This is a genomic window from Thioalkalivibrio sp. AKL12 (assembly GCF_000377925.1).
Taxonomy (GTDB): Bacteria; Pseudomonadota; Gammaproteobacteria; order Ectothiorhodospirales; family Ectothiorhodospiraceae; genus Thioalkalivibrio; species Thioalkalivibrio versutus.
The window spans coordinates 1-23,514 of the sequence record NZ_KB898910.1 but is presented as its reverse complement, the minus strand read 5'-3'; the positions used below and the strand labels follow the sequence as shown (position 1 = coordinate 23,514).

The window sequence follows — 23,514 nt, the reverse complement described above, 5'->3', positions numbered from 1 at the left end:
TCCCCTCCAGAAGCTTCGGCGGGGAACGCTACAAGGGTCCGTAGCTAGCCTTGTTCGGGGCGGCGGCTTCGGGCGTTGCTGACGAACTCCCAGAAGAACGCCGCAAACAATCCGAGCATGCCCCCAAGGACAACGGACAGGGCGACGATGAGCGACCGGCCCGCGCCGGCCGGATCGTCCGACTCCCCGGCGAGGAAGGTTTGTTCGGTGTCGCGACTCATTGCTACAACCGTTTCGGCACTGGATGCCGCATCCGTGCGGGACGAACGCAGCCTGGACAGCTCTCGGCGGATATCGCCAATTTGCTGGGCCACGATCAAGCCGGCGATGTCATCACCCTCGCCCAGCCGCCCGTAGAGCGCGTTGAGGTCCTCCTGCAGCAGCGCGATCTGATCATCCAGCACCTCGATGCGGCTGTTCAAGGGCCTCAGATGGCTGGCCAGGCTTTGTTCAAACCGTGGCCTCAGCCACTCGGCCATAGCCGCGATCACCCCCTCGTGGAGGTCCGCCACATGCTCGGCGGCCTCGCGCGTACTGGTGGACTCCAGGATCAGGCTGTACTCCGAGCCGTGGGCACTCACGCGAACGCGAGGCCCCCGCTCCTCGTCGCCGAAGAGCTGATCGCGTTGCTGCGGGATCAGCACGTCCTCGAGCCGAGCGATCGCCATATCCTGGGATACGACGTTTGCGAGACCACCGGAATAGACCCGCGGTAGATCCACACCCGAGCGGTATTCGTACTCCACCGACTGCATCAAGGCATACACGACACCCAGAACGACGGTGAGTACCGCAACACCCAGCAAGACCGGCAAACGGCGCACCAGCACATCCCACAGCTCGTACAGGCTGATTTCGTCGTCGTACGGGCGGGCGTCGTAGAGGCGCGCTTGCGGGTTCCCAGCGGGATCGTTCATGGGTCTATTCCGTTGTATTCAAAAACCAATTGCCGGCACCCGCGTGCTCGCAGCACCATCGATTCTCAACCATCCAGAACCGAACCAGACAGGACGAGCTCTCGAACCCGAGGCGCGGGCACTGGCCCACAAAGAAGCCCGCCGCAGCGGAGCCATGACGCACTGCCCTTCTGAGCACCGAGACGACAACCTGGGGAACGGGACACGCCCGGCCCGAGCGGCCCGTGTGGAACTGCGTGACGGGGCTCCTCGCACCGATTTTCCTCAGAGGCCATCACACGCCGACCCGGATCGCGGCGCCACATTTACGTGCTGTTGTTCACATTTTCCCAGGTTCCGTATAGAGTCCCGCTCGGATGTTCCTCGACCCCCAGAAAAAATAAAACATAAGATTACGACAATCGTTGCACCAGCTTCTGTGCGGAAACGCACATACGGAGCCATCCCCTTGTTCGCACTTACCCCGAGAACCACCTGGCCAGAGATACTGAATGCCCTCCAACAACCCGAATCCGCCTCCGAACCAATCCTGGACGCACAAGCCAACCGCAGGCCCCAACCCCGCGCCACATAGCGACGAAATCAGCCTGATCGACCTATGGTCCGTGCTGGTCCGCCGGAAATGGTTCATGGTCATCACCGCAGCCGCCGTGGTCTTTCTGGGGCTGGCCTACGCGATGCTGAAGGCGCCGGTGTTTGGCTTCCAGACCATTGTCCATACGGCACAGGGTCCCGATGGCGGGTCGATCGTCTCCGGCGAGCGGCAGGAAGAACTGTTCAACGAGGTCTTGATTCCCGCCGCGCGCAACGCGCTGGAGAACGGCGATCCGGACACCACGGCACCCAGGGCTCGAGCACGTGCCCTGGAAACCTCCGACATCGTGCGCCTGACGTCGTCCGCGGCCGAGGCACAGGCCGACCGGGTGAATGAGTTGCACAGCAGGGTAGTGGCCAAGGTCCAGGCCGAGTTTTCCGACCAAGTCGAGCGTGCACGAGACGGGCTTGAGGACCGCATCCAGCGTCAGCGCCTGGAACAGCAGGAGCGCATGGAACAGCTGCGCTCAGGCCTGCGCGGCAAGCGGATGGAGGTCGCACGTCACGAACTGGCATACGAGGAACGCCGGCAACAGCTGGACACCGCCCTGCGCGCGAAGCAGCAGGATCTGGCCGCCCGCGAGCTGAGTTTCGAGGAGCAACAGATGCACCTGCAAGCCTCCATCCGCAGCAAAGAGCTGGAACACAACGGGCACGAGCTGCGCATGGCCTTGCTGGAAGAACAGGACTCCCTCCTCGAAGAACAGATCCGTGCTGTGCAAGAACTGGAGGTGCGCCTGCAAAACGGCGAGATGACGCCGGATGAGCCCTGGGCCATGGCCCTGGCCGCAGAACCGATGACCTCGCTGCTGAACATGCGCCGGGAAACCGAGCGAGACCGGGTAATTGACGTGCCCACGCAGATCCATCAAATCCGCCAGGCCCGCACACAGGCCGAGTTCCGTCTGGAGACACTGGAGTCCGAACGCGAAAGGGCCGCCCGCTCCCACGAACAGGCGGTCGCACGCATCAACGCCGAGTTGGAAGACCTGCAGGCGGAACGCAGCCGTGCCGAACGCCGTTTTGAGCAGACACTCGCACGACTGGAAGACGAAAAAGCAGACCTTCAGACCGATATCGAACGCGAGCAGCAGCGCCACGAACTGCAACTGGCCACGCTGAACCGCCAACTGGAGAATGTTCGCGACATCGAGGCCCGCGGGCCGGTTGCGTTGATGTCGCGCACTCCGGAAGGCCCGGGCAAGAGCCTGATCACGGTACTTTCCATCATTCTCGGCCTGATGCTGGGGGTGTTCGGGGCGTTCTTCCGCGAGTTCCTGGCGGGCGCGCGGGCGACGGAGGCGCATTAAAGGGCGCCAAACACCTCGTTGAGCCCCCATCCAGCCGCCGCCGAACTCGGCCTCGTCCGGCTTTGGCGGGGCATTCGCGGGCAGGCCCGCTCCCACAGGGTGGTCCGGGTTGCGCGTGCGTCCAGCCCCTGGCCGACCCCGCGACCGTTGCCCGGACTCGTCACTCCAAGCACCACACGCCCCCGAGTTCCGCCATCCCGCAAAACTGTCCCAACCACCGCCACCCCGGAAACCGCGCAGCGGTTATCCGGGTTCTCCCACGTTCGGGCGCCCCCGCCGCTGGAGATCCCGGCTCTACGCTTCGCAGCGGCCGGGATGACGGGAGTGGTGGCTGAGCTACGGCCGGGATGACGGGAGTGGTGGGTGAGCTACGGCCGGGATGACGGTCCGGGGTAGCGTACAGCCGGGACGATGTTTAGCGCAGGAGGAACTCTTGTGGCGTGAGAGCAGGCACGGGCGAGGCTGCGAAATCTTTGACGTTGCGCGTGACGATGCAGGAGCAGGCGGCACGTTCAGCGGCAGCTGCCAACACCGCGTCTTCGAAATCCGCCCAACCGAGAGAACGCGCCCGTTCGAGCTCGTCGCGCCCCACCGAACACACGTGAAGATTCTTGAGAAGCCACCCCAGTGCCCGTTCGGCGGCGTCGCGGCCGACATACCGCCCCACCAGATAATAGATGGTGGTGGCCGCATGAGCACTCAGCGCTCCTGGCCCTTCACCGTGAATCACCTGCTCCAGTACCGCTGCCGATACTCGGTAGTGCGGCTCCCGCTTTTGCAGCACGTCCAGCAGGACATTGAGGTCGAGCATGATCACGAGCGGTGCTTTTCCAGCAGATGGTCGCGGTACGCCTGTTCCGCGTCCAGGTCAGGAGGGAGAAGCCCGGTAATCGCGTCCAGCTCTGCACTGGGTGCATGGCGCTCGAGCGCCCGAAGACGGCGCAGGTGACGGTCGATCACTTCGGTCATGGTGATCCCATGCGCTTTGGCATAGGACTTCGCGAACTCAACGTCCTGCTTGGGCAAGCGGACGGTGACCTTGGTCGTTTCGTGTTCCATGCGACCTGCCTCCCAGGACTGTATGGCAGAGATCGAAGCATTGTACGGCACGATCACCTCCGGACCAAAAACACACGGCAGCACGCGCGATCATGCGCCCCCTCGTCATCCCGGAAACCACACACCCCACCGTCATCCCGGAAACCGCGCAGCGGTTATCCGGGATCTCACACGTTCGGGTGCCCCCACCGCTGGAGATCCCGGCTCTACGCTTCGCTGCGGCCGGGATGACGGGCATGGTGGCTTCGGTCCGGCCGGGATGACGAGAGAGGCCGGTGGCCTTCGGCGGGGATCACGAGGTCGGGTTAAGTGCCGGTCAGGCTCGTCCTTGAATTGTGGGAGCGGGCGGGCTCGCTCCCACATGCACCTCCTGCGCGTGGGCAGGACAGGGGCAAGGGTCAGTCGTTGTTGAAGAGGTCGCGGGTGTAGATCTTGTCGGTCTGGTCGCGGAGGTCGTCGGTGATGCGGTTGGCGACGATGACGTCGGACACGCGCTTGAACTCGTCCAGGTCGCGGATGACGCGGGAGCGGTAGAACTCGTCATCGGGGAGCTCCGGCTCGTAGACGACGACCTCGATGCCCTTGGCCTTGATGCGCTTCATCACGCCCTGGATGGCGGAGGCGCGGAAGTTGTCGGAGCCGCTCTTCATCACTAGGCGGTAGATGCCGACGACCTTCGGCTGACGCTTGATGATCGCGTCGGAAACGAAGTCCTTGCGCGTGCGGTTGGCATCCACGATGGCGTTGATCAGGTTGTTGGGCACTTCGTGGTAGTTGGCGAGCAGCTGCTTGGTGTCTTTCGGCAGGCAGTAGCCGCCGTAGCCGAAGGACGGGTTGTTGTAGTGGCTGCCAATACGAGGGTCCAGGCAGACGCCATCAATGATCTGGCGGGTATCCAGGCCGTGGGTCTCGGAGTAGGTGTCCAGCTCGTTGAAGTACGCCACCCGCATGGCCAGGTAGGTGTTGGCGAACAGCTTGATCGCCTCGGCCTCGGTGGGGCTGGTGAACAGGATCGGGACGTCTTCGGCGGCCGCGCCTTCGGCCAGCAGGCCGGCGAAGGTCTCCGCGCGTTCGGACTGCTCGCCCACGATGATGCGCGACGGGTACAGGTTGTCGTGCAGCGCCCGGCCCTCGCGCAGGAACTCCGGCGAGAACAGGATGTTGTCGGTCTCCAGCTGCGCCTTGATTTCGCGCGTGTAGCCGACCGGCACGGTGGACTTGATGACCATCACCGCATGCGGATTGATCGCCAGCACGTCGCGGATGACCGACTCCACCGTGGAGGTGTTGAAGTAGTTGGTCTGCGGGTCGTAGTCCGTCGGCGTGGCGATGATCACGAAGTCCGCGTCCGCGTAGGCCTCCTGCTTGTCCAGCGTGGCCTTGAGGTTCAGCGCGTGGTTTTCCAGGAAGTCCTGGATCTCGGCGTCGATGATCGGGGAGTGCTTGCGGTTGATCTGCTCGACCTTCTCCGGCACCACGTCGAGCGCGACGACCTCATGGTGCTGCGCGAGCAAGACGGCGTTGGAGAGCCCGACGTAGCCGGTTCCGGCGACTGCGATTTTCATTCCTGGTTTCCTTCCTGTTGCAATTAGTGTAGCCAAGTTCGTCGGCCGAGCATCCGCGCCCCGTAGGAGCCTGCTCGCAGGCGAAGCCCCTGCCCGCGCCGGACTTTGGCAGGGGCTTCGCCTGCGAGCAGGCTTCTACAGGGGCGCTGGCACGTTTGCCCAGCGCCCGAGGATACTGGGGCGCCATGAACAATGATGCGATCGGGGGCACGAAAGGTTAACGCCCGCCTTACCCAGCCACGCGTTCCTGCGGTGGGTGATTGGCCGGGGCGTACTCGTGCACCACAGCGCGGATGGTGCGGCAGGCCCGCTCGGTGTCCATGTCGCGGTCGGCCTGGTCCAGCTGATTGAGGGCTGCGTGCAGGTCCTTCGCCGATACGCAGTCCTCGCGTGCGCGCATGATCCGCGGATGGCCTGTGGCCTGGACGTTGTCGCCGATCAGCAGCTCCTCGTAGAGCTTCTCGCCCGGACGCAGGCCGGTGAACACGATCTCCACGCCATCTTCGGGCACGCCGTCTTCCTTCACCTGGCGCCCATGCAGATGGATCATGCGGCGCGCCAGGTCCACGATGCGGACCGGCTCGCCCATGTCGAGCACGTAGACCTCGCCGCCCTCGGCCATGGCACCGGCCTGGATCACCAGTTCGGCCGCCTCGGGGATGGACATGAAGTAGCGCGTGATCTCCGGGTGGGTCACCGTTACCGGGCCGCCATCGCGGATCTGCTGGTGGAACAGCGGCACCACGGAGCCGGACGAGCCCAGCACGTTGCCGAAGCGCACCATGCTGAAGATGGTCCCGCGCTGCTCGCGGGCGCGATCCTGCAGGACCATCTCGGCCAAGCGCTTGGTGGCGCCCATGACGTTGGTGGGGCGCACGGCCTTGTCGGTGGAGATCAGGATAAAGCGGTCCACGCCGGCATTGAGCGCTGCCTCCGCGAGCACGGCGGTACCGAAGACATTGTTGCGCACGCCCTCGATCAGGTTGGCCTCGACGATCGGAACATGCTTGTAGGCCGCGGCGTGGTACAGCGTTTGTACGCCGTATTCCGCCAGCACGGAGGCCACACGCCGCGCATTGGCCACCGAGCCCAGCACCGCGTGGATGGCCGGGCACTGCTCCAGTTGCGCCGAGTACTCCTGCAGCTCGCGCTCGATGCTGTAGAGCGCGAACTCGTTGCGCTCGAACAGGATCAGCGCCGCCGGCTCCAGACGGATGATGCGCCGGCACAGCTCGGAGCCAATGGAACCGCCCGCGCCGGTCACCATCACCACCCGCCCGTGCACGCTGCAGGTCAGCAGCTCGGGGTCCGGGGGTACCGGGTCGCGCCCGAGCAGATCGGCGATGTCCACATCTTCCAGCTGTTCCAGGCTCGCATGCCCGGAGACCACCGACTCCATCGACGGAACCGTCTGCACGTACACCGGGAGCGGTTCCAGCTGTTCCAGGATGCGCCGGCGTTCCTGGCGCGTCGCGGACGGAATGGCCAGGAGCATCCGCCTGACCCGGAACCGCGACACAAGGCGCTCCAGGCGCTCCGGGCTGTGGACGGGAATCCCGTCGATCGAACTGCCCTGCAGGCTGCGGTCCTCGTCCACGAACGCGACCACCCGAAAGCGGCCCCCGGCCTTGAGCCCCGACAGGAGCTGCACGCCGGCCTCACCCGCCCCGAACACCACCACCGGCTCCGCACCCGCGGCCGCCTCGATGATGGAGCGATACCACGTGCGCACCAGGAACCGGCTGCCGCCGACATAGATGAAGGCCACGATCGCGAAATTGATCGGCGCCGACCGCGGGAAGCCTTCGACTTGCGCCAGGGTTGCAGAAGCCCACAGCACCAGTGCCAGGATCACCACCCCGGAACCCACAGCCCAGATGGTGCGCGCCCCCATGAATCGCACAACGGCCCGATAAAGCCCCAGCCTCACGAACAGCGGGATACCAATCAGCACCACCAGCGGGAACAGCCACCAGGTTTCCAGCATGATCGGCGGGAACGGCTCGGCCAGGCGGATCGCAAAGCCGGACCACAACGCCAGCGGCAGCATGACGGTATCCGCCATCACCATGAGCCAGCGCTTCTTCGAGCGCGGCAGCTTGAACAAGCTTTCCAGGCCCTTTCTCAGCATGATCTGCAACACCGTTCCGGCATGTCTCGCCCGACTCCCCCGTCCACAAAAACTACCCGGATTACACTACAGCAAGTGTACGCACCCGCTCGCCGCCGCTCTCCATCGCGGCGTGCGGAGCATAAGCAAGCCGTGATGAAAATGCACTCATCGCTGAAGGGGTTGTCATTATTCCATGCTGGCAGGGGCTTCGCGGGCAGGCCCGCTCCCACAAGGGTACCCCCGGCTTGGTTTACTGTGGGAGCGGCCCTGGCCGCGAAGCCCCCGCCAAACTCCATCCAGCCCCTTACTCCAGCCAGATGGCATCCCACAGCGGATAATCACCCAGGTTGTGAACCAGTCCCGCCCTTAGCGGGTTGGCGACTACATAGCGGGCAACTGCCGGGAGATCTTCTTCCCGGCGCAATGCGCGGTCGTGGAAGCCGCTCTGCCACACTCGACACGTGCACCTCCGCAGTCGCCCAATCCGGCGGGTAGTGAGACTCTTGAGCTTTTGCACGGTACTGGAGAGGTCACCCCCTTCCAACTGCATCAGCCAGTGCACATGGTCAGGCATGACCACGAAACAGAGCGTCGACGCCGCGCCTTCCAGATCGCGCAACGCATGAACGACGCAGCGACCCTGGTCGAATTGCGAAAACCATGCTTGCCGATCAGCACAGACCGCGGTGATCAGATAGACCCGCCCCGGGTCGCTGAAACGGCCGAGGCGCAGACGGTGCGTTCGTGCCTTCCGTGGCATTCCAACCTCCTTGACTTGTTGAAGCACTTACTTGCAGGAACGAGCTTTGTGGGAGCGGGCCTTGCCCGCGAATGCCTCCCGCCCAAGTCCAACACCGGCAGGCGCTTCGCGGGCGAGGCCCGCTCCCACAGTGAAATTGCGACAGCCCAAATTGCCTCAGGCGAGGAGTTGGGCGAGGTCGTCGGGGCCGAGGATGGGGATGTCGAGGGATTCGGCCTTGGTGACCTTGGAGCCGGGGTCGGCGCCGGCGATGACGGCGGTGGTCTTTTTGGAGACGGAGCCGGTGATCTTGGCGCCGCGGGCCTCGAGGGCGGCCTTGGCCTCGTCGCGGGTCATGGCGTCGAAGCTGCCGGTGAGGACGTAGGTGCAGCCCGCCAGCGGGGCATCGTCATCGGTCGCCGCGGCTTCTCGCCGGGGCGGGTCGGGCCAGTGCACGCCAGCGTCGCGCAGGGCGCGGATGACCTCGAGGTTGTGCGGCTCGGCGAAGAAGTTGGCGATGTGCTCGGCGACGATGGGGCCGACATCCGGGACCTCCTGCAGCGCCTCGGCATCCGCCTGCATCAGCGTGTCGAGGTCGCCGTAGTATTCGGCCAGGTTGCGGGCGGTGACCTCCCCCACCTCGCGGATGCCGAGCGCGAAGATGAAGCGCGCCAACGTAGTCTCGCGCGCCTGCTCCAGGGCGTTGACCAGGTTCGCGGCGAGCTTGGGGCCGACCCGTTCCAGCGCCTCCAGGCGTTCGGCATCCAGGGCGAACAGATCCGCCGGGCTTTGCACGACGCCGCCGTCGGCCAGCTGCTCGATGATCTTCTCGCCGAAGCCCTCGATGTCCATCGCGCGGCGCGAGACGAAGTGCTTGAGGGCCTCGCGCCGCTGCGCCGGGCATACCAGCCCGCCGGTACAGCGGGCGACAACCTCGCCTTCGGTGCGCTCGATGTGCGAGTCGCACTCGGGGCAGGCCGCGGGCATCTCGATGGCGCGCGAATCCGCGGGGCGCTCGCCGCCGGCGCGGCCGACCACCTCGGGGATCACGTCGCCGGCGCGGCGCACGATCACGCGGTCGCCGATGCGCACGTCCTTGCGCGCGATCTCGTCCATATTGTGCAACGTGGCGTTGCTGACCATCACCCCACCCACCAGCACCGGCTCCAGGCGCGCCACCGGCGTCAGCGCGCCGGTGCGGCCGACACGAAACTCGACATTGCGCAGCGTGGTGGTGCGCTCCTCCGCCGGGAACTTGTGGGCGATGGCCCAGCGCGGCGCGCGCGAGACGAAGCCCAACTGCTGCTGATCGGCCAGGGCATCCACCTTGTACACGATGCCGTCGATCTCGTAGTCCAGCCCCGCGCGGCGGGCGGCCAGGCGCTCGTAGTAGTCGAGGCACGCCTCGACGCCCTCCAGCACCTCGCGCTCCGGGCAGGCCGGGAAGCCCAGGCGCTGCAGCCAGTCCAGCGTGCCGGACTGGGTGTCCGGCAGGGTCCCGCCCTCGACGAAGCCCACCGAGTAGGCGAAGAAGCTGAGCGGGCGGCGCGCGGTCACCTTCGAGTCCAGCTGGCGCAGGCTGCCGGCGGCGGCATTGCGCGGGTTCATGAACCCGCGCAGGCCGTCCGCCTCCAGCCCGGCGTTCAGGCGCTCGAAGTCGGCACGGCGCATGAAGACCTCGCCGCGCACCTCCAGCATCCGCGGGGCATCGTCGGTAAAGCGGTCGCCCAAATGCAGCGGGATCGGCCGCACGGTGCGCACGTTCGCGGTTACGTCCTCGCCGGTCTCGCCGTCGCCGCGGGTGGCGGCCTGGATCAGGCGCCCGTCCTCGTAGATCAGGCTGATGGCGAGGCCGTCCAGCTTGGGCTCGGCCATGTAGGTAACGGCCGCCTCGACGCGCGTCGCGTCGCCGGTCTGCTTGGCCAGGCGCTCGCGCACCCGGCGGTCGAAGTCGCGGATCGCGTCCGCCTCGAAGCCGTTGGCGAGCGACAGCATCGGCAGGCGATGCCGGACCGTGGCAAAGCCCTCGGCCGGGGTGGCGCCCACGCGCTGGGTGGGCGAATCGGGGGTGACAAGCTCCGGGTGGTCCGCCTCCAGTTGCTCCAGCTCGCGCATCAGGGCGTCGAACTCGGCGTCCGAGACCTCGGGGTCGTCGAGCACGTAGTAGCGGTAGTTGTGATGCTCGATCTGGCGGCGCAGCGCGTCGATGCGCGTCTTCGGAGAATCCGTCGAGCCAGCCTGCGAGGCAGGCGAACCCGACCGGCTCACCGCGTACTCCGCCGGCGCAGCACGTCCGGGCGGTGGCGGCGCAGCCAGTCGCTCAGGTCCTCGCGCATGTAGGCCAACGTCTGGTTGGTCGCGGTGGACTGCTGGGCATCCAGGATGCTGCCGCCGAGATCGCGCGCCAGCACGTGGGCGTGCTCCAGCAACGCCTCGAAGGCGCGCTGTGGCTCGGCGCTGCGATGCACCTGGGTGAACAGCGTGACGCCGGGCGTCATCATGTCCGCCAGGTCTTCCTCGCGCAGGGTGCCGGGCGGGATCATGTTGGCGGCGGAGAAGAGCGGCACGCCGACATCCGTCTCCGGTTCAAAGAAATGGTAGATATCCATCTCGCCGGGGGTCATTCCGGCGCGCTGCATCGCCGCACCCAGGGCAACGCCGGTAAACGGCTTGTTGCGCGGCGCGACCACGTGCAGCAGCAGGATCTTCTCCTCCGACGGGCGGCGGTCGGCCCTCGGATTGCGCCCCACCACGCGCGGCTCGGACACGTATTCGCCCAGCGTCTCCATATCCGGCGCCGGTTGCTCGATCAGGTCCGGGTTCATCTCGTGGTCCGGATCCAGATGCTCGCCCAGCGTGTCATCGGCGCGCGTGGGCTTGAGCTTGCCCGGGCGCAGGCGATCCATACCGGAGCGCAGACGTGCACCCAGCCCCCCGAACGCCTCGCGGGCCCGCTCGACCGGGGCGCTGGACGAACCCTTGCGCCGGGCCCGGGCCGGGCGATCCTCGGGCGACGGTTCGAACGCCCCGTGCGGCGGAGGCGGCGTGGGCTCGTCGTCGCTGTCCAGCACGCCGTAGATGTCCTGGGCGCGCTCACCCCGCCGACCGTAGTCCGCTTCCAGATCCGGCTCGTCGTCATTGGCGGTCACGCCGAGGTGTGGCTCGTGGCGCTCCTCGCGCGCGGCGCCGGGGATGCGCGGCTCGTCGAACGCGGGTTCGCGCGCGCCGCCGGTGCGAACGCTGCGGCCAGTATCCAGCGGATCGCCCCAGCCGGCCTCCGGTTCAGCGGAGTCCCCGGGCTCGGCCGGCGCGTACCAGCGCTTGTCGCCCGGCTCGTCACTGGCACGGATATGTACGGCCTCGTCGCCCCAGTCCGCGGCATCGTCTTCCATATCGCGCTGCTGCGCCCGCGCGCGCAGACGATGGGCGGCCCAGATCCCCGCGATCAGGACAATCCCCAAAATGACCAGGCTGATACGCATCCAATCCACAAAAAACCTCGTTGATCCCGGTACCGACGGTCAGGCCTCGGCCAGTTCCACAGCCTCGTCGATATCCACGCTAACCAGGCGCGACACGCCCGGCTCGTGCATGGTAACGCCGATCAGCTGTTCCGCCATGGCCATCGTTGCCTTGTTGTGAGTAATGAAGATGAACTGGATCTGCTCCGACATCTCGCGCAGCAGGTCACAGAAGCGCCCGACGTTGGCCTCGTCCAGTGGGGCGTCCACCTCGTCCAGCATGCAGAAGGGCGCCGGATTCAGCTCGAAGATCGCGAACACCAGGGCCGAGGCGGTGAGCGCCTTCTCGCCGCCGGACATCAGGTGGATGGTCGACAGGCGCTTGCCCGGCGGGCGCGCCATGATGGTGACGCCGGTATCCAGGAGGTCGTCACCGGTCATCTCCAGCCGCGCCTCGCCGCCCCCGAACAGGCGCTGGAACTTGTGCCCGAGCCCGGCATTCACCTGGTCGAAGGTCTGCTTGAACAGCGCCCGGGTCTCGCGATCGATGCGGTGCATCGCCGCCTCCAGGGTCTCCAGCGCCTCGATCAGGTCCGCGTGCTGCTCCTCCAGGTAGCGCGAGCGCTCCTCCAGGCTGCGCGCCTCGTCAATCGCCGCCAGGTTGATCGGCCCGAGCTTCTCGATCTTGCGATCCAGTTCGCCGATCGCCTGTTCCCAGGCGGGGACGGTCGCGTCCTCCGGTAGTTCGGGCGCCAGGGCCTCGGCGGCAAAGCCGGATTCCTGGAACTGGGTCTTGAGCTGTTCGATCTGCACCGAACGTTCGCGCAGGTCCAGGCGCAGCTCCTCGCAGGTGGAACGCTGCGCCTCGACCCGGTTGCCCAGCTCGGTGCTGGTGCTCGCCAGTTCGCGCAGCCGCGCATCGCACGCCTCCAGGTCCGCCCGCGCCTGGGTCAGGCGGGCCTCGGCGGCCTGGCGCTGTTCCGCCGCGGTCTGCAGGTCTGCGCGCCACTGCTCCAGCGGGCCCTGGCGGTCGCTGAGCCCCTGCGCCAGGCGCTCGCGGCGCTGGGCGTCGTCCTCGCGCTGGCGCTCCAGGCGCCCGCGTTCGTTCTGTTCGCGTTCCAGGCGATGGCGCGCCTCCTGCTCGGCCATGCGCGCCTGGTTGGCCGCGTCGCGCGCCGCGCGCACCGCGTCGCGGGCGCCGATCTGGGCCGTGCGCGCGGCCTCGACACGCGCCTCCAGAGCGGCGCGGTCGGCCTCCAGGGTCTCGATGCGCGTCAGGGCCTCGTTACGCTCGGCCTCCGCCGCGGCGAACTGCTCGCGGGCGCGGGCGGCCTCCTCGTCCAGCTCGCCCGCCTCGCGGTCAATGCGTTCCTGCTGCTGCTCCAGCTGCCGCGCCTGGTCGCGCAGGCGCTGCACGCGGCGCTCACGGTCCTCGATCTGCGCCTTTTGTTCGCGGATCTGCCCGTCCAGCGCCTCGCGCCGGGCGCGGGTGGCCGCGATGGTCTCGTTGCGTTCTTCCAGCGCGGCCTGCAGCCGGCTCACCTGCGTGTTCAGGTCTTCCTGGCGTTCCTGCAGCTCGCGCGCCAGGCGGACCCGGGCCACGGCACCGCTGGCCCCGCCCTCCAGCGTGCGATGAGCCATCCAGCCCGGGCCCAGCCAGGTGCCGTCCGGGGTGATCACGCTCTCGCCCGGCCCCAGCGTGGCCAGGCGTGCCCGCGCCGCGTCGGCATCCTCCGCGCAATGCACCAAGGCGAGCCAGGCGGTGACGACCGGGGAGCCCTGCACGTGCCCGGCCAGGCTCCCCGCCGGCACCTGCGGCGTGTGCGACAGGCCCGTGCCGACCAAGCGCAGCATCGCTTCGGGGAGATCCGGCGCGGTCTCCGGCTGATCGGTGACGGCGGCCTCCAGCCAGGTGCCCAGCACCATCTCCACCGCGGTATCCCAGCCCTCGGCTACCTCCAGTTGCTGCACCAGCGGGCGCGACAGGTCCAGCCCGTGCTCGCGCGCCCAGGCCTCGCGGCGGGCGCGGGTCTCCTGCGGGTCGTCCTCGCCGGCGAAGTGCTCCAGCCCCGCCAGGCGCCCGGCGACCTCGCGGGCCTCGCGTTCGGTGGCATGCAGGGTGTCCTGCTCCTCGCGCTGGGCCTGTTCGAGATCGGCCAGCGCGGCCTGCTGCTGGTCGCGTTCGCCCTGCAGCCCCTGCAAGCGCTCACGCAGCCCGGTGAGTTCCGCGTCCAGGCGGTCGGCCTCGGTGCCCGGGTGGGTCTGCGGCAGGGCCGCGCGTTCAGCCTCCACGCGTTCCCGGCGCTGGGCGACGCGCTTGAGCAGATGCTCGGCATTGTCCATGCGCGAGCGCGCGAGCTGGGCGTTCTGGCGCGGCTCGGCGAGCGAGCGCTCCCATTCGGTGAGTGCCTCGCGTGCGGTCTGGTATTCGGTTTCGGCGCCTTCGGCGGCGGCCTCCAGGCGTTCGCGCTCGCCCTCGGCGGTCGTGGCGGCCTCCTGACGCTGCGTGCTCTCCTGTTCCGCCTGGGCGATGCGCGCCTCCACCGCCTGGTGCTCGCTGGCGGCGGCCTCGATGCGGCTTTCCAGCTGGCGCAGTTCGGCCTGTTCGCGCGCCAGTTCGTCCTCCGCATGGCGGATGGACTGCTCGAGGCGCGAGACCTCGGCGGCGCGATCGTAATAGGCGCTTTGTGCCTGGGTGGTGGCGGCTTCCAGCTCGACCCGCTCCTGGCGTGCCTGCTCGGTGCCGGTCTGGGCCTTTTGGGCCTCGGCCTGGCTCGCAGCCAACGCCGTCTCGGCGTCGTTCAGGCGGGCGCGGCTGGCCTCCGTCTCCTGCTCCTGAGCCTGCAGGCGCAGCAGGATCGCCTCGGCGCGCTTGCGGCGGCGCTCGGCGGCCAGCGCCTGGTAGCGCTCGGCGGTGGCGGCCTGACGGTTCAGACGCTCAGCCTGCTTGGACACCTCGTCGCGGACGTCGTCCAGGCGTTCCAGGTTCTCGCGGGTATGACGCACGCGGTTCTCGGTCTCGCGGCGGCGCTCCTTGTACTTGGAGATACCGGCCGCCTCTTCCAGGTAGACGCGCAGCTCTTCGGGGCGCGCCTCGATCAGCCGCGCGATCATGCCCTGCTCGATGATGGCGTAGCTGCGCGGACCCAGGCCGGTGCCGAGGAACAGGTCGACCACGTCGCGCTTGCGTGCGCGCTGACCGTTGAGGAAGTACTTGGACTGGCCGTCACGGGTCAGCGCGCGCTTGACGGCGATCTCGCCGTAGCCGCTGTACTCGCCGCCCAGGCGGCCGTCGGAGTTATCGAACACCAGTTCGATAGAGGCCTGCCCCACCGGCTTGCGGCTGGAGGAGCCGTTGAAGATGACGTCCTCGCTGGAATCCCCGCGCAGGTGCTTGGCCGAGGATTCGCCCATGACCCAGCGCACGGCGTCGATGGTATTGGACTTGCCACAGCCGTTCGGCCCGACCACGCCCACCCGGTTGCCGGGGAGGACGAGTGTGGTCGGGTCCACGAACGACTTGAAGCCGGCCAGCTTGATTCGGGCGAGTCGCACGTTCGGCGCTATCCGCGGTCAGGAAAGTCGGGGTTAGAATGGTACACGCTTAGACGTTTACCGTGACCCACTACCCGTTCGACAAACGAACCGCTTCACGAAACCATACAAAACCCTGCGGCGCGCCTGCACGCCAAGCCTTCCTTGCCTCCCGCTTTGGCGGGGGCTTCGCGGGCAGGCCCGCTCCCACAGGAACGACCGAGGACGCGACCCACCCATGCCCAGCCAGCCGAGCAAGACCCTGGAAACCTTCGACAACCCGGCGCCGGAGAACGATTTCGCGATCTATATCCGCGTCCCGGAGTTCACCTGCCTGTGCCCCGCCACCGGGCAGCCGGACTTCGCCGAGATTCATATCCAGTACGTTGCCGACGGCAAGTGCGTGGAGCTGAAGTCGCTGAAGAACTACATGTGGTCCTACCGCGATGAGGGCGCCTTCCACGAGGCGGTCACCAACCGCATCCTGGCGGATCTGGTGGCGGCGACCGACCCGCGCTACATGCGCCTGACCTCTTACTTCAACGTGCGTGGCGGCGTCTATACCACCGTGGTTGCGGAACACCGCAAGCCCGGCTGGACGCCCCCGGAGCCGGTGCACCTACCGGCGCCGACGCGCAGCCCGCTGGACATGAACGGCTGACCGAGCCTGCCATGCACGCCATCGGCATTGATCTCGGCACCTCCGGGATCCGGCTGGCGCTGCTGGACCCGGAGGGGGCGCGCATCCACAGCGCGCACCGGGCACTGCCGGCGTCGGTGGGGGGTGACGAGCAGCGGGCGGAACAGAACCCGGCGCTGTGGTGGGCCATTGTGCGCGAGCTGCTGCGTGAAGCGGCCGCGCATCTGCAGGGCGAGCCCGCCGCCATCGCGGTGGACGGCACCTCCGCCACCCTGTTGCGTCTGGATGCCGACGGACGCCCGACCCATCCGGCCCTGATGTACAACGATGCCCGGGCCACCGACATGCTGTCGGTGCTGGCCGGCGTCGCGCCCGCGGACTCCGCCGTGCACAGCCCCAGCTCGTCGGCGGCCAAGCTGTTGTGGCTGCGTCGCCACGAGGGGCTCTCCGGCGTGCGCCGCGTCCTGCACCAGGCCGACTGGGTTACCGGACGCCTGCGCGGGCGCTTCGACCGCATGGACGAGAACAACGCCCTGAAGCTCGGCTACGACGCGCTGTGGGACGGCTGGCCGAACTGGCTGCAGGAGACCCTGGGCAGTGACGCGTCGCTACTGCCGGAGGTGGTCCCGGCCGGGACGGTACTGGGTCCGCTGGACCCGGAAATGGCGGAATCGCTGCATCTGAACCCGGCCTGCCGGATGGTCGCCGGCACCACCGACAGCATCGCCGGGTTCCTTGCCTCCGGTGTGGGCGACGACACCACCGGCGTGACCAGCCTGGGCTCCACGCTGGTGATCAAGCAGCTGGCCCCGGAGCCGATCTACGCCCCGGAACTCGGGATCTATAGCCACCGGCTGCTGGGGCGCTGGCTGGTGGGCGGGGCCTCCAACAGCGGCGGCGCGGTGCTGCGCCAGCAGTTCGACGATGCGGCCCTGGAACGGCTGAGCGCCGCGATCGACCCCGAGACCGACAGCGGGCTCGACTATCTCCCCCTGCCCCGCCGCGGCGAACGCTTCCCGGTCAACGACCCCGAGCTGCAACCCCGCCTCATGCCCCGCCCCGAGGACGACGCGCGTTTCCTGCAGGGGCTGTTCGAGGGGGTTGCCCGGGTGGAGCACGACGGCTATGAGCGCCTGTCCGAGCTGGGCGCCCCGCGCGTGGAGCGTGTCGTGTCCCTGGGTGGCGGCGCCCAGAACCCCGTGTGGACACGCATCCGCAGCCGGATCCTGGGATTGCCGGTGACCACCGCCGAGGACGACGATGCCGCCAGCGGCGCCGCCCGGCTCGCGCGCATCGGCGTGGGGCTGGAGACGGGTTTCACGGGCTGACCGGCCAGGCCGAGAGGCTCGGCAATCGCCCGCTTTGGCCGGGGCTTCGCCTGTAAGCCGACCGCGATGCCGGGTGGGGCCACCAATTCCATGAGGGGGATCTTGTGGGAACGGCCTTGGCCGCGAAGCCCCCGGCAAAACCGGACTCGGACAACAAACGTAGGATGCGATGAGCGCAGCGAATCGCATCCTACGGCGCTGTTTGCCAGAACAAGGCACGGGCAGGCCGTTCCCACAAAACCCGTCCCACGATGTGCTCTGCCATGACGCCGAGGGTGCGGATCGGTGCTACATTCGGGGGAGGCACCCAACAACAAGGGGATACGACATGCACTGGACGCGAATTCTCGGCATTGCACTGCTGGTGGGCGGCATCATCCTGCTGGTGATGGGCTACAACGCCACGGAAAGCCTGGGCGAGGAACTGCACCAGGAGTTCATGGGGCGCTATACGGAAGACACGCGCATGTACCTGATCGCTGGCGGGATCATGTCCGTCGTGGGCCTCGTACTCGCGATCTTTGGGGTGCGCCGCTAAGGACACATCCGTGCCCGCCGGCACCCTCCGCCTGACGCCGCTGCTCGCCTTCCTCGCGCCGTTTCGCGGGCTCGCGCGCGTATTCGACCCGGGCCTGCGCGGTCTGGTGATCGGCCCGTTGATCATCAACATCCTGGTCGTAATTGGGCTCGCGACGGCCGCCGGGGTCGGCTTCGAGGCCCTTCTGGCGGCCTGGCTGCCCGGCGGGTGGGACTGGCTCGCCTGGCTACTGTGGCCCCTGTTCGCACTGGCGCTGCTGGTGGCCTTTGGGGTCTCCGCCGTCGCGCTGGCGGCGATCATCGCCAGCCCGTTCTCCGGACCACTGGCCTACCGCACCGCCCGCGGGCTGGGCCACGAGCCCCGCCAGCCGGCGCGCTCGTTCCTTGGCGAGATGGGCCACGCGACCGTAACCGCGCTGCGCAAGGCCGGCTACTACGGCCTGCTTTTTATCCCCGTGCTGCTGATCACGGTGATCCCCGGACTGAACCTGCTGGCCCCGATCGCCTGGTTCACGTTCGGGAGCTGGGTGCTGGCCGTGGAATTCCTGGAGGCGCCGCTGGCCAACGACGGCCTGGCATTCGCCGAGGTCCGCAAGACCGTGCGCGCCCACCGGCTGGAGACCCTGAGCTTCGGCGCCGGGACCACGCTGCTGGCAATGGTCCCGCTAGTGAATCTGCTACTGGTACCGGCCGCGGTCATCGGCGCGACCCACCTGCGAGTGCGCCTGCCCCGGGCCTAACGCCGGGACACTCCAGATGGACGCGAACGTCTCCGAACGGGGCGTTTCGCAGGGCTCAACGCCCCTACCTCCACCATAGTCCGGGGTACCTCAAGCCCGATACCAGGCGCGTCGTCGTGAAAAGCCCGTACGGCTCTCGGCACCAACGTACTCATCCCGATACCCTTGCCGTCTCCGGACCCTCTCGGGTGCCCCACCCTTGATCCCTCTTCGTGCCTTCTTGGTGCCAGAGAGGCCTTTGGCCTTTGGCGCCAAAGGCGCAGGTCAGGCGAGCAGGGCATCCAGCGGGTTGTCGTCGGGGAGCGGGCGCATGCGGCCCTCGCGCAGTTCCTGGGCCACACCCTGCAGGGAGTGGCGCCGGCTGGCGCCCAGATCCAGCGAGAGGAACAGATAGCCACGGGTGGCCTCGCCACGCCAGACCAGGCCCATGCGGTGCAGCTGGCCGGTTGCCTTGTCGACCACCTCGAACCACTCGCCGGTGCGGATCCGGCTGGCATCGAAGACCCACGGATCGTCAAGATCGGTCAACAAGTCGGGGTCGTCATCCTCGAGGCGTACGGCCCGCCGCGCTTCGATGCGCGCCTGCGGATCGAAGCGCGGCTCGTCGGCGGAGGCCCGGATCCGTTGCAGATGGGCCTGCCCCAGGTGCTGCACGACCGCCTTGACGCGCGCCTCGTCGGCGCCATGCTCACGTGCGGTGGCCACGATGCGCTGCACCAGCGGATTCGCTTCCTGCGGGGTCGCCTGGTTGCAGATGGCCCGCACGAGCTCCTGCACCTGGCCATCCAGCACCTGCACAGCCGCCTCGTCCACTGCCAGCAAGTCCTCCCAGGCCTCGGCGATCTGCTCGGCGGAACACTCCGGGAGCTCGGCCCCGGTCTCCAGCACGCAGACCGTCAGGGTGCGCCGGGCGCGGGCCGCGCGTTCCCTCTGACACATCGGCCCCGTGAACTCGGCCGCCTGCGCCTGCCAGTGTTCGTGTTCCACGGCCACGGCGGCGGCCCAGTTGTCTGCCAGTGCCTGCGCCGCAGGGCGATCCAGATCTTCGATCGCACGCCCCAGGTGTTCGATACTCCGGCGCATGGCTTCCAGGTAGCGGCGGACCGTCTCCGAGTCGTCCGCGCTGACCTCGGGGCTGATCCGTACGCCCGTATTGATCAGGCTACCGACCCATTCGCGCAAGGGATGCCCGGGGTCGTGGAAAAATTCGAGGTCGCGGCTAACCGCACGCACCAGTCGCGGCTGCAGCTCCAGCATCATTGCGCGAAACGCTGCATGGCAATCGAGGTGACGCGATACCTCGGCGAATACACCGGCCAGGACCCTTTCGATGACGCTCTCGATCCGTGGTTCCGCCGTGGCTTCGCCCGCCACGGCGGCGGTCGCGGTGCCACCGCCGCCTGCCGCAACTCCATGGCCCGATGGTAGCCAGCCAGCCGCCGCGGCCCACTGCAACCCGTCCGTCGCGCCGGCATCCGGGGCCGGCATCACGGCACCAGAGACCGCAAGGCCCCCTGCTCCGCCAACCGCAGGTGCGGCGCTCTCCGTGGCAGCCGATTCCGACGCCGTGGCGGGGCCCCCTTCCCGGGTGGCATGGGCCCAGCTCGCACGCGGCGACGCTCCGGGCAAGTCGCCCTCCGGGACCTCGGACACCGGCTCTCTGACCAGCCCGCAGCCCTCGACTGTCTCGACCACAAAGGCCAGGGTCGGTGCGGCCGTCTGGCCCAGACAACGCACGTAGGCTCGCATCAGGCCCAGTGTCATATCCGTCCGGCCGAACTGTTCCTCGGCCGACTCGATCAGTCGCTCGTACCAGTTCAGCGGCGACCACGGCGCCCAGCCGGGGTGCTCGAAGCGATGATCCTCGCGCGCGGCCTGGAGGAATACGAACCAGGAGTAGCGATTCTGCTCGCGGACCAGCCCTTCGAGCTTGTGGCGCAGGGAACGGCGGGTGGACTGGTAATCGTCCAGGATTTGCAGGCCGGAGTTGTCATCGGCGTAGCTGGAACCGGAGAATTCGTACTCGGGTGGGTAGGTTGTGGAGACAAAGTCACGCTCCAGGGCCTCCTCGAACTGACGACGCAGCACATACTGATAGCCTTGGAGCTGGTTCGCCCACTCCGCGCTGTCGGCCTCGTCACCGCCAGCGGACCAATCCTGCGCGACGGATTCCAGACAGCGCTCAAGGTGATCGGTCACCCGCGGGACGATCCCGCGCACCAGTTGCTGGCGCTGGGCATCCGACAAACCGGACAGACCCGACCAGACCGCGGCCGGGTCCGCGGCCCGTGCTTCCCTGTCTGTATGCTCCCTGCCTGCCATCGATGAGGTGTCCTCGTATTGCTGCGTGGTGGCTCGCGTTAGTTCAGCGTGAGCCCGTCCACAGTGTACAGGCGCGATCAAAGCGGGACATCCAGTGCAGTTTCGCACCGGACAGGGAGACCCTTGCTGAGACGTTCCTTAGAGGTCCAGCGGCTGCGTTCCCACCTGAACCATTTCGCCCTCGACACGCACGGGGAACCGGGTCAGTGGTTCCTCGGCAGGCGCGGCCATCACCTCGCCGGTTCGCAGGCAGAACTGGGCCTCGTGCATCGGACACGTGATGCAGTCATCGGCGCCGATCTCACCATCCGCGATGGGCACATCCTCGTGAGTACAGAGGTTCTCCACGGCAAAATATTCACCACCCAGGTTAAAGATCGCCACCTCGGTATCCGCTGTCTCCACCAGGCGATGATCGCCATCCTCGATGGTCCCCACCGGGGCTACATCAATCCATTCCGTCATCACGACTCCTTTGCTTCTGAAAATTTCCGGTATCGCCCCCCTGCGCTTGCAGCTCAGGGGGACGCCCGCAGGGCCGCGGTCGCGGCCGCATCGATCTCGATCCGCCGGCCCTCTTCCGGGTGGTAGGAGAAGCGCCCCACCACCCGCAAGTTCTCGCCCAGGTGATCACGCACCGCCGACCCGGGCTTGACCGCCACGCGGTTGATGGCGTCGTCTTCCAGCCAGTAGTGCTCCGGATCATCAAAACGATTCACGACACCCTCGGTTTCCACCAGTTCGCCATTGAAGGCCGGCGCGGATGCAGCCAGCTGTTCCAGGGTCACCGGCGATACCCGCTCGCCACCGCAAGCCACCAGCAGGGCGGTCATGGCCAGCCCCAGCCACACGGCATTGATCCCTTTCAGCACGATCTTCTCTCCCAGTTGCACTCGCGGCGACTGCCGACGCTTATCCGGCTCCAGCCTACCGAAACTGCGCCATGTCACGCCCATTCACCCCTGAATGACGGGCCTAAGAAAACCTGCATCCATTCGCGCGACGTCGGCCACGTCGAACTTCAGGAGCGTTATCGTTCGGAGGTGCACGCTCAAGCTGATGGCATCGCCGCCGTTACCCTGGGCAGGTAAATCGCACACACCCGCGATCAAGGACGGCCCCACCAGTGAACTCTTCACGCCACCATCATCAGGCCCCGCGGACCTGGAACAACGGCCCATCCTCGCCGAAGGAATACCGCCAAGGGACTGTCAGCCCCAGCCGGGACCATTCCATCACCGTTGCGCAGGAATCCCGGAGTACCGCGCAGGATGATGACTGGGTACAGCTCGCCAACGAAACCCTGAAACTGATCCGCCAGCTACGCATCTAGGGAAACACTGATCAATGTACGCACTCGCGCTCGAGTCGCTTTTGCGCGCGAACCAGGCGCGGCGACTGCCGTGCAGTCACTCTGCACAAGGGACCCGAAACGCAGTGCGCGCGCCCGTTTTCGTCAACAACGGGCGGCCGAGCCCCTGTGGGGTTGGTGCCCCCTGTTCCCCGATCCGGCGTTGCGCCGCTTGGCCGTAGAATGGCTACGGCGCTGCGCGACGCGCCTTGTCTCGGAAAACAGGGGGCACCAACGCGAGCGCGTACATTGATCAGTGTTTCCCTAGGTGTGGAGTCTCACGAGGTTGTCCTCGGGTAGGCCGAGGATGCTGATGGGTGGTTGTTGGTTCAGGCTACCGTGTGGACGGTGCCAGTTGTAGTCATGGATCCATCGGGGAAGATGGTTTTTGCGTTCCTTTGACGTGGCGTAGGTGAAGGCATAGGCCCACTCGCGCAAGGCGGTCTGGATGAAGCGCTCGGCCTTGCCGTTGGTTCGGGGCGTGTAGGGCCGGGTGCGACGGTGGCGGATCCCCAGTCGTCGGCAGGCCTGACTGAACGCCCGGGCGTGATAGCAGGGCCCGTTGTCGGTCAGCACCCGCCGGATGGTGATGCCCAGGGTCGCGTAGTAGCGCACGGCCGCTTCCAGGTGGGCGATCGCATCCCGGGCCCGCTCGGCGGGATGGATCTCGCTGAAGGCGATGCGCGAGCGATCGTCGATCGCGACATGCACGTACTCATAGCCCACACCGATGGAGTCCTTGGCCCGGACCCCGGTCCTCCGGTGCCCGGGATGGCGGAAGCGGGCCAGCTTCTTGATGTCGAGGTGCAACAGGTCGCCGGGATGCTCGTGCTCGTAACGCCGCGGCGGCTCGACCGGCTCCAACGCCGCCAGGCGGTTCAGCCCCTCGCGCCGCAGGATGCGGCTGACGCTGGCGCGCGAGACACCCACGAACCGGGCGATCCGATCCATGGTCCAGCGTTGCCGGCGCAGGGCCACAACTTGACGCTGACACCTACGCGGCGTTCGACGCGGCTGACGCCGAGGCCGGGAAGAACGATCCAGGAGGCCGGCAGGGCCCGCCTCCTGGAACCGTTGCACCCAGCGGCGCACGACTTTCGGGTCCACGTCACAGGCGCGGGCCGTGGCTCGAATGCTCCAGCCTCGATCCACGACACAACGGACCATCCGCTCTCGACCGCGCGGTCCAAACAAGGCATTTTGGTGAAGGTTCACGGGGCGTCCTCCTTGGAATGGCTAAGTCGGCAAACTCAGCATCCTTCGGAGTCGCCCCGTGGACAACCTATTGAGAGATCACACCTAGG

General features: G+C 67.3%; 19 protein-coding genes. 6 read left to right on the top strand and 13 right to left on the bottom strand.

Features of this window, described 5'->3' with window-relative positions:
* Positions 1–44: 44 nt before the first annotated feature.
* Positions 45–917: a Wzz/FepE/Etk N-terminal domain-containing protein gene (locus D579_RS0113410; protein WP_018952318.1), complete on the bottom strand. Its 873-nt coding sequence runs from the start codon at positions 915–917 to the stop codon at positions 45–47.
* Between the two features lie 491 nt (positions 918–1,408).
* Here D579_RS0113410 and D579_RS0113405 point away from each other — a divergent pair, with 491 nt between their 5' ends.
* Positions 1,409–2,821, top strand: coding sequence for a Wzz/FepE/Etk N-terminal domain-containing protein (locus tag D579_RS0113405; RefSeq protein ID WP_255346798.1), 1,413 nt, complete (start codon positions 1,409–1,411; stop codon positions 2,819–2,821).
* Positions 2,822–3,236: 415 nt separating this feature from the next.
* Here the strand turns inward: D579_RS0113405 and D579_RS0113400 are convergent, their stop codons facing one another.
* The 8 genes from D579_RS0113400 to smc form a co-directional block, all read right to left on the bottom strand.
* Positions 3,237–3,638: a PIN domain-containing protein gene (locus tag D579_RS0113400; RefSeq protein ID WP_018952316.1), complete on the bottom strand. Its 402-nt coding sequence runs from the start codon at positions 3,636–3,638 to the stop codon at positions 3,237–3,239.
* The gene (locus tag D579_RS0113395) at positions 3,635–3,880 is read right to left on the bottom strand and encodes a DUF6364 family protein (protein ID WP_018952315.1); all 246 of its coding nucleotides are present in this window, start codon (positions 3,878–3,880) and stop codon (positions 3,635–3,637) included. The genes D579_RS0113400 and D579_RS0113395 overlap by 4 nt, the downstream gene beginning before the upstream one ends.
* Positions 3,881–4,278: 398 nt before the next feature.
* On the bottom strand, positions 4,279–5,445 hold the full coding sequence (locus tag D579_RS0113390; RefSeq protein ID WP_018952314.1) for a nucleotide sugar dehydrogenase: 1,167 nt from the start codon (positions 5,443–5,445) through the stop codon (positions 4,279–4,281).
* Between the two features lie 229 nt (positions 5,446–5,674).
* Positions 5,675–7,576, bottom strand: coding sequence for a nucleoside-diphosphate sugar epimerase/dehydratase (locus D579_RS0113385; protein ID WP_026289538.1), 1,902 nt, complete (start codon positions 7,574–7,576; stop codon positions 5,675–5,677).
* A 286-nt stretch (positions 7,577–7,862) separates the two neighbouring features.
* Positions 7,863–8,318 (bottom strand): transposase, encoded by a 456-nt coding sequence (locus D579_RS0113380; RefSeq protein ID WP_018952312.1) that lies wholly within the window; start codon positions 8,316–8,318, stop codon positions 7,863–7,865.
* 156 nt (positions 8,319–8,474) lie between these two features.
* Positions 8,475–10,565 carry an NAD-dependent DNA ligase LigA gene (ligA, locus tag D579_RS0113375; RefSeq protein WP_018952311.1) on the bottom strand — a complete coding sequence of 697 codons (2,091 nt, stop codon included), beginning with the start codon at positions 10,563–10,565 and terminating at the stop codon, positions 8,475–8,477.
* Complete coding sequence (locus D579_RS0113370) at positions 10,562–11,779, bottom strand: cell division protein ZipA C-terminal FtsZ-binding domain-containing protein (RefSeq protein WP_018952310.1); 1,218 nt, start codon at positions 11,777–11,779, stop codon at positions 10,562–10,564. The genes ligA and D579_RS0113370 overlap by 4 nt, the downstream gene beginning before the upstream one ends.
* Positions 11,780–11,818: 39 nt before the next feature.
* On the bottom strand, positions 11,819–15,313 hold the full coding sequence (smc, locus tag D579_RS0113365; protein ID WP_018952309.1) for a chromosome segregation protein SMC: 3,495 nt from the start codon (positions 15,311–15,313) through the stop codon (positions 11,819–11,821).
* 217 nt (positions 15,314–15,530) lie between these two features.
* Here smc and queF point away from each other — a divergent pair, with 217 nt between their 5' ends.
* From queF to cysZ, 4 genes are all read left to right on the top strand, one after another.
* Positions 15,531–15,953, top strand: coding sequence for a preQ(1) synthase (gene queF, locus D579_RS0113360; protein ID WP_018145957.1), 423 nt, complete (start codon positions 15,531–15,533; stop codon positions 15,951–15,953).
* Between the two features lie 11 nt (positions 15,954–15,964).
* Positions 15,965–17,260, top strand: a complete 1,296-nt coding sequence (locus tag D579_RS0113355) for an FGGY-family carbohydrate kinase (RefSeq protein ID WP_018952308.1) — start codon at positions 15,965–15,967, stop codon at positions 17,258–17,260.
* Positions 17,261–17,588: 328 nt separating this feature from the next.
* Positions 17,589–17,798, top strand: coding sequence for a DUF3185 family protein (locus tag D579_RS0113350; RefSeq protein ID WP_018650312.1), 210 nt, complete (start codon positions 17,589–17,591; stop codon positions 17,796–17,798).
* 10 nt (positions 17,799–17,808) lie between these two features.
* The gene (cysZ, locus tag D579_RS0113345; protein ID WP_018952307.1) at positions 17,809–18,537 is read left to right on the top strand and encodes a sulfate transporter CysZ; all 729 of its coding nucleotides are present in this window, start codon (positions 17,809–17,811) and stop codon (positions 18,535–18,537) included.
* 264 nt (positions 18,538–18,801) lie between these two features.
* Here cysZ and D579_RS0113340 read toward each other — a convergent pair whose 3' ends face one another.
* The 3 genes from D579_RS0113340 to D579_RS0113330 all read right to left on the bottom strand — a co-directional run bounded on the left by D579_RS0113340 (position 18,802) and on the right by D579_RS0113330 (position 21,752).
* Complete coding sequence (locus D579_RS0113340) at positions 18,802–20,784, bottom strand: DUF1631 family protein (protein ID WP_018952306.1); 1,983 nt, start codon at positions 20,782–20,784, stop codon at positions 18,802–18,804.
* A gap of 213 nt (positions 20,785–20,997) precedes the next feature.
* A complete protein-coding gene (locus D579_RS0113335; RefSeq protein WP_018952305.1) occupies positions 20,998–21,324 on the bottom strand; it encodes a non-heme iron oxygenase ferredoxin subunit in 327 nt (108 codons plus the stop codon).
* Between the two features lie 53 nt (positions 21,325–21,377).
* Positions 21,378–21,752, bottom strand: coding sequence for a hypothetical protein (locus D579_RS0113330; protein ID WP_019568738.1), 375 nt, complete (start codon positions 21,750–21,752; stop codon positions 21,378–21,380).
* 233 nt (positions 21,753–21,985) lie between these two features.
* On the opposite strand from D579_RS0113330, the gene D579_RS0113325 reads away from it, so the two are divergent.
* Complete coding sequence (locus D579_RS0113325) at positions 21,986–22,192, top strand: hypothetical protein (protein WP_019568737.1); 207 nt, start codon at positions 21,986–21,988, stop codon at positions 22,190–22,192.
* 282 nt (positions 22,193–22,474) lie between these two features.
* Here D579_RS0113325 and D579_RS14330 read toward each other — a convergent pair whose 3' ends face one another.
* Entirely contained in the window at positions 22,475–23,425 is a 951-nt protein-coding gene (locus tag D579_RS14330; RefSeq protein ID WP_081621715.1) for an IS481 family transposase, read from the bottom strand.
* Positions 23,426–23,514: the final 89 nt, after the last annotated feature.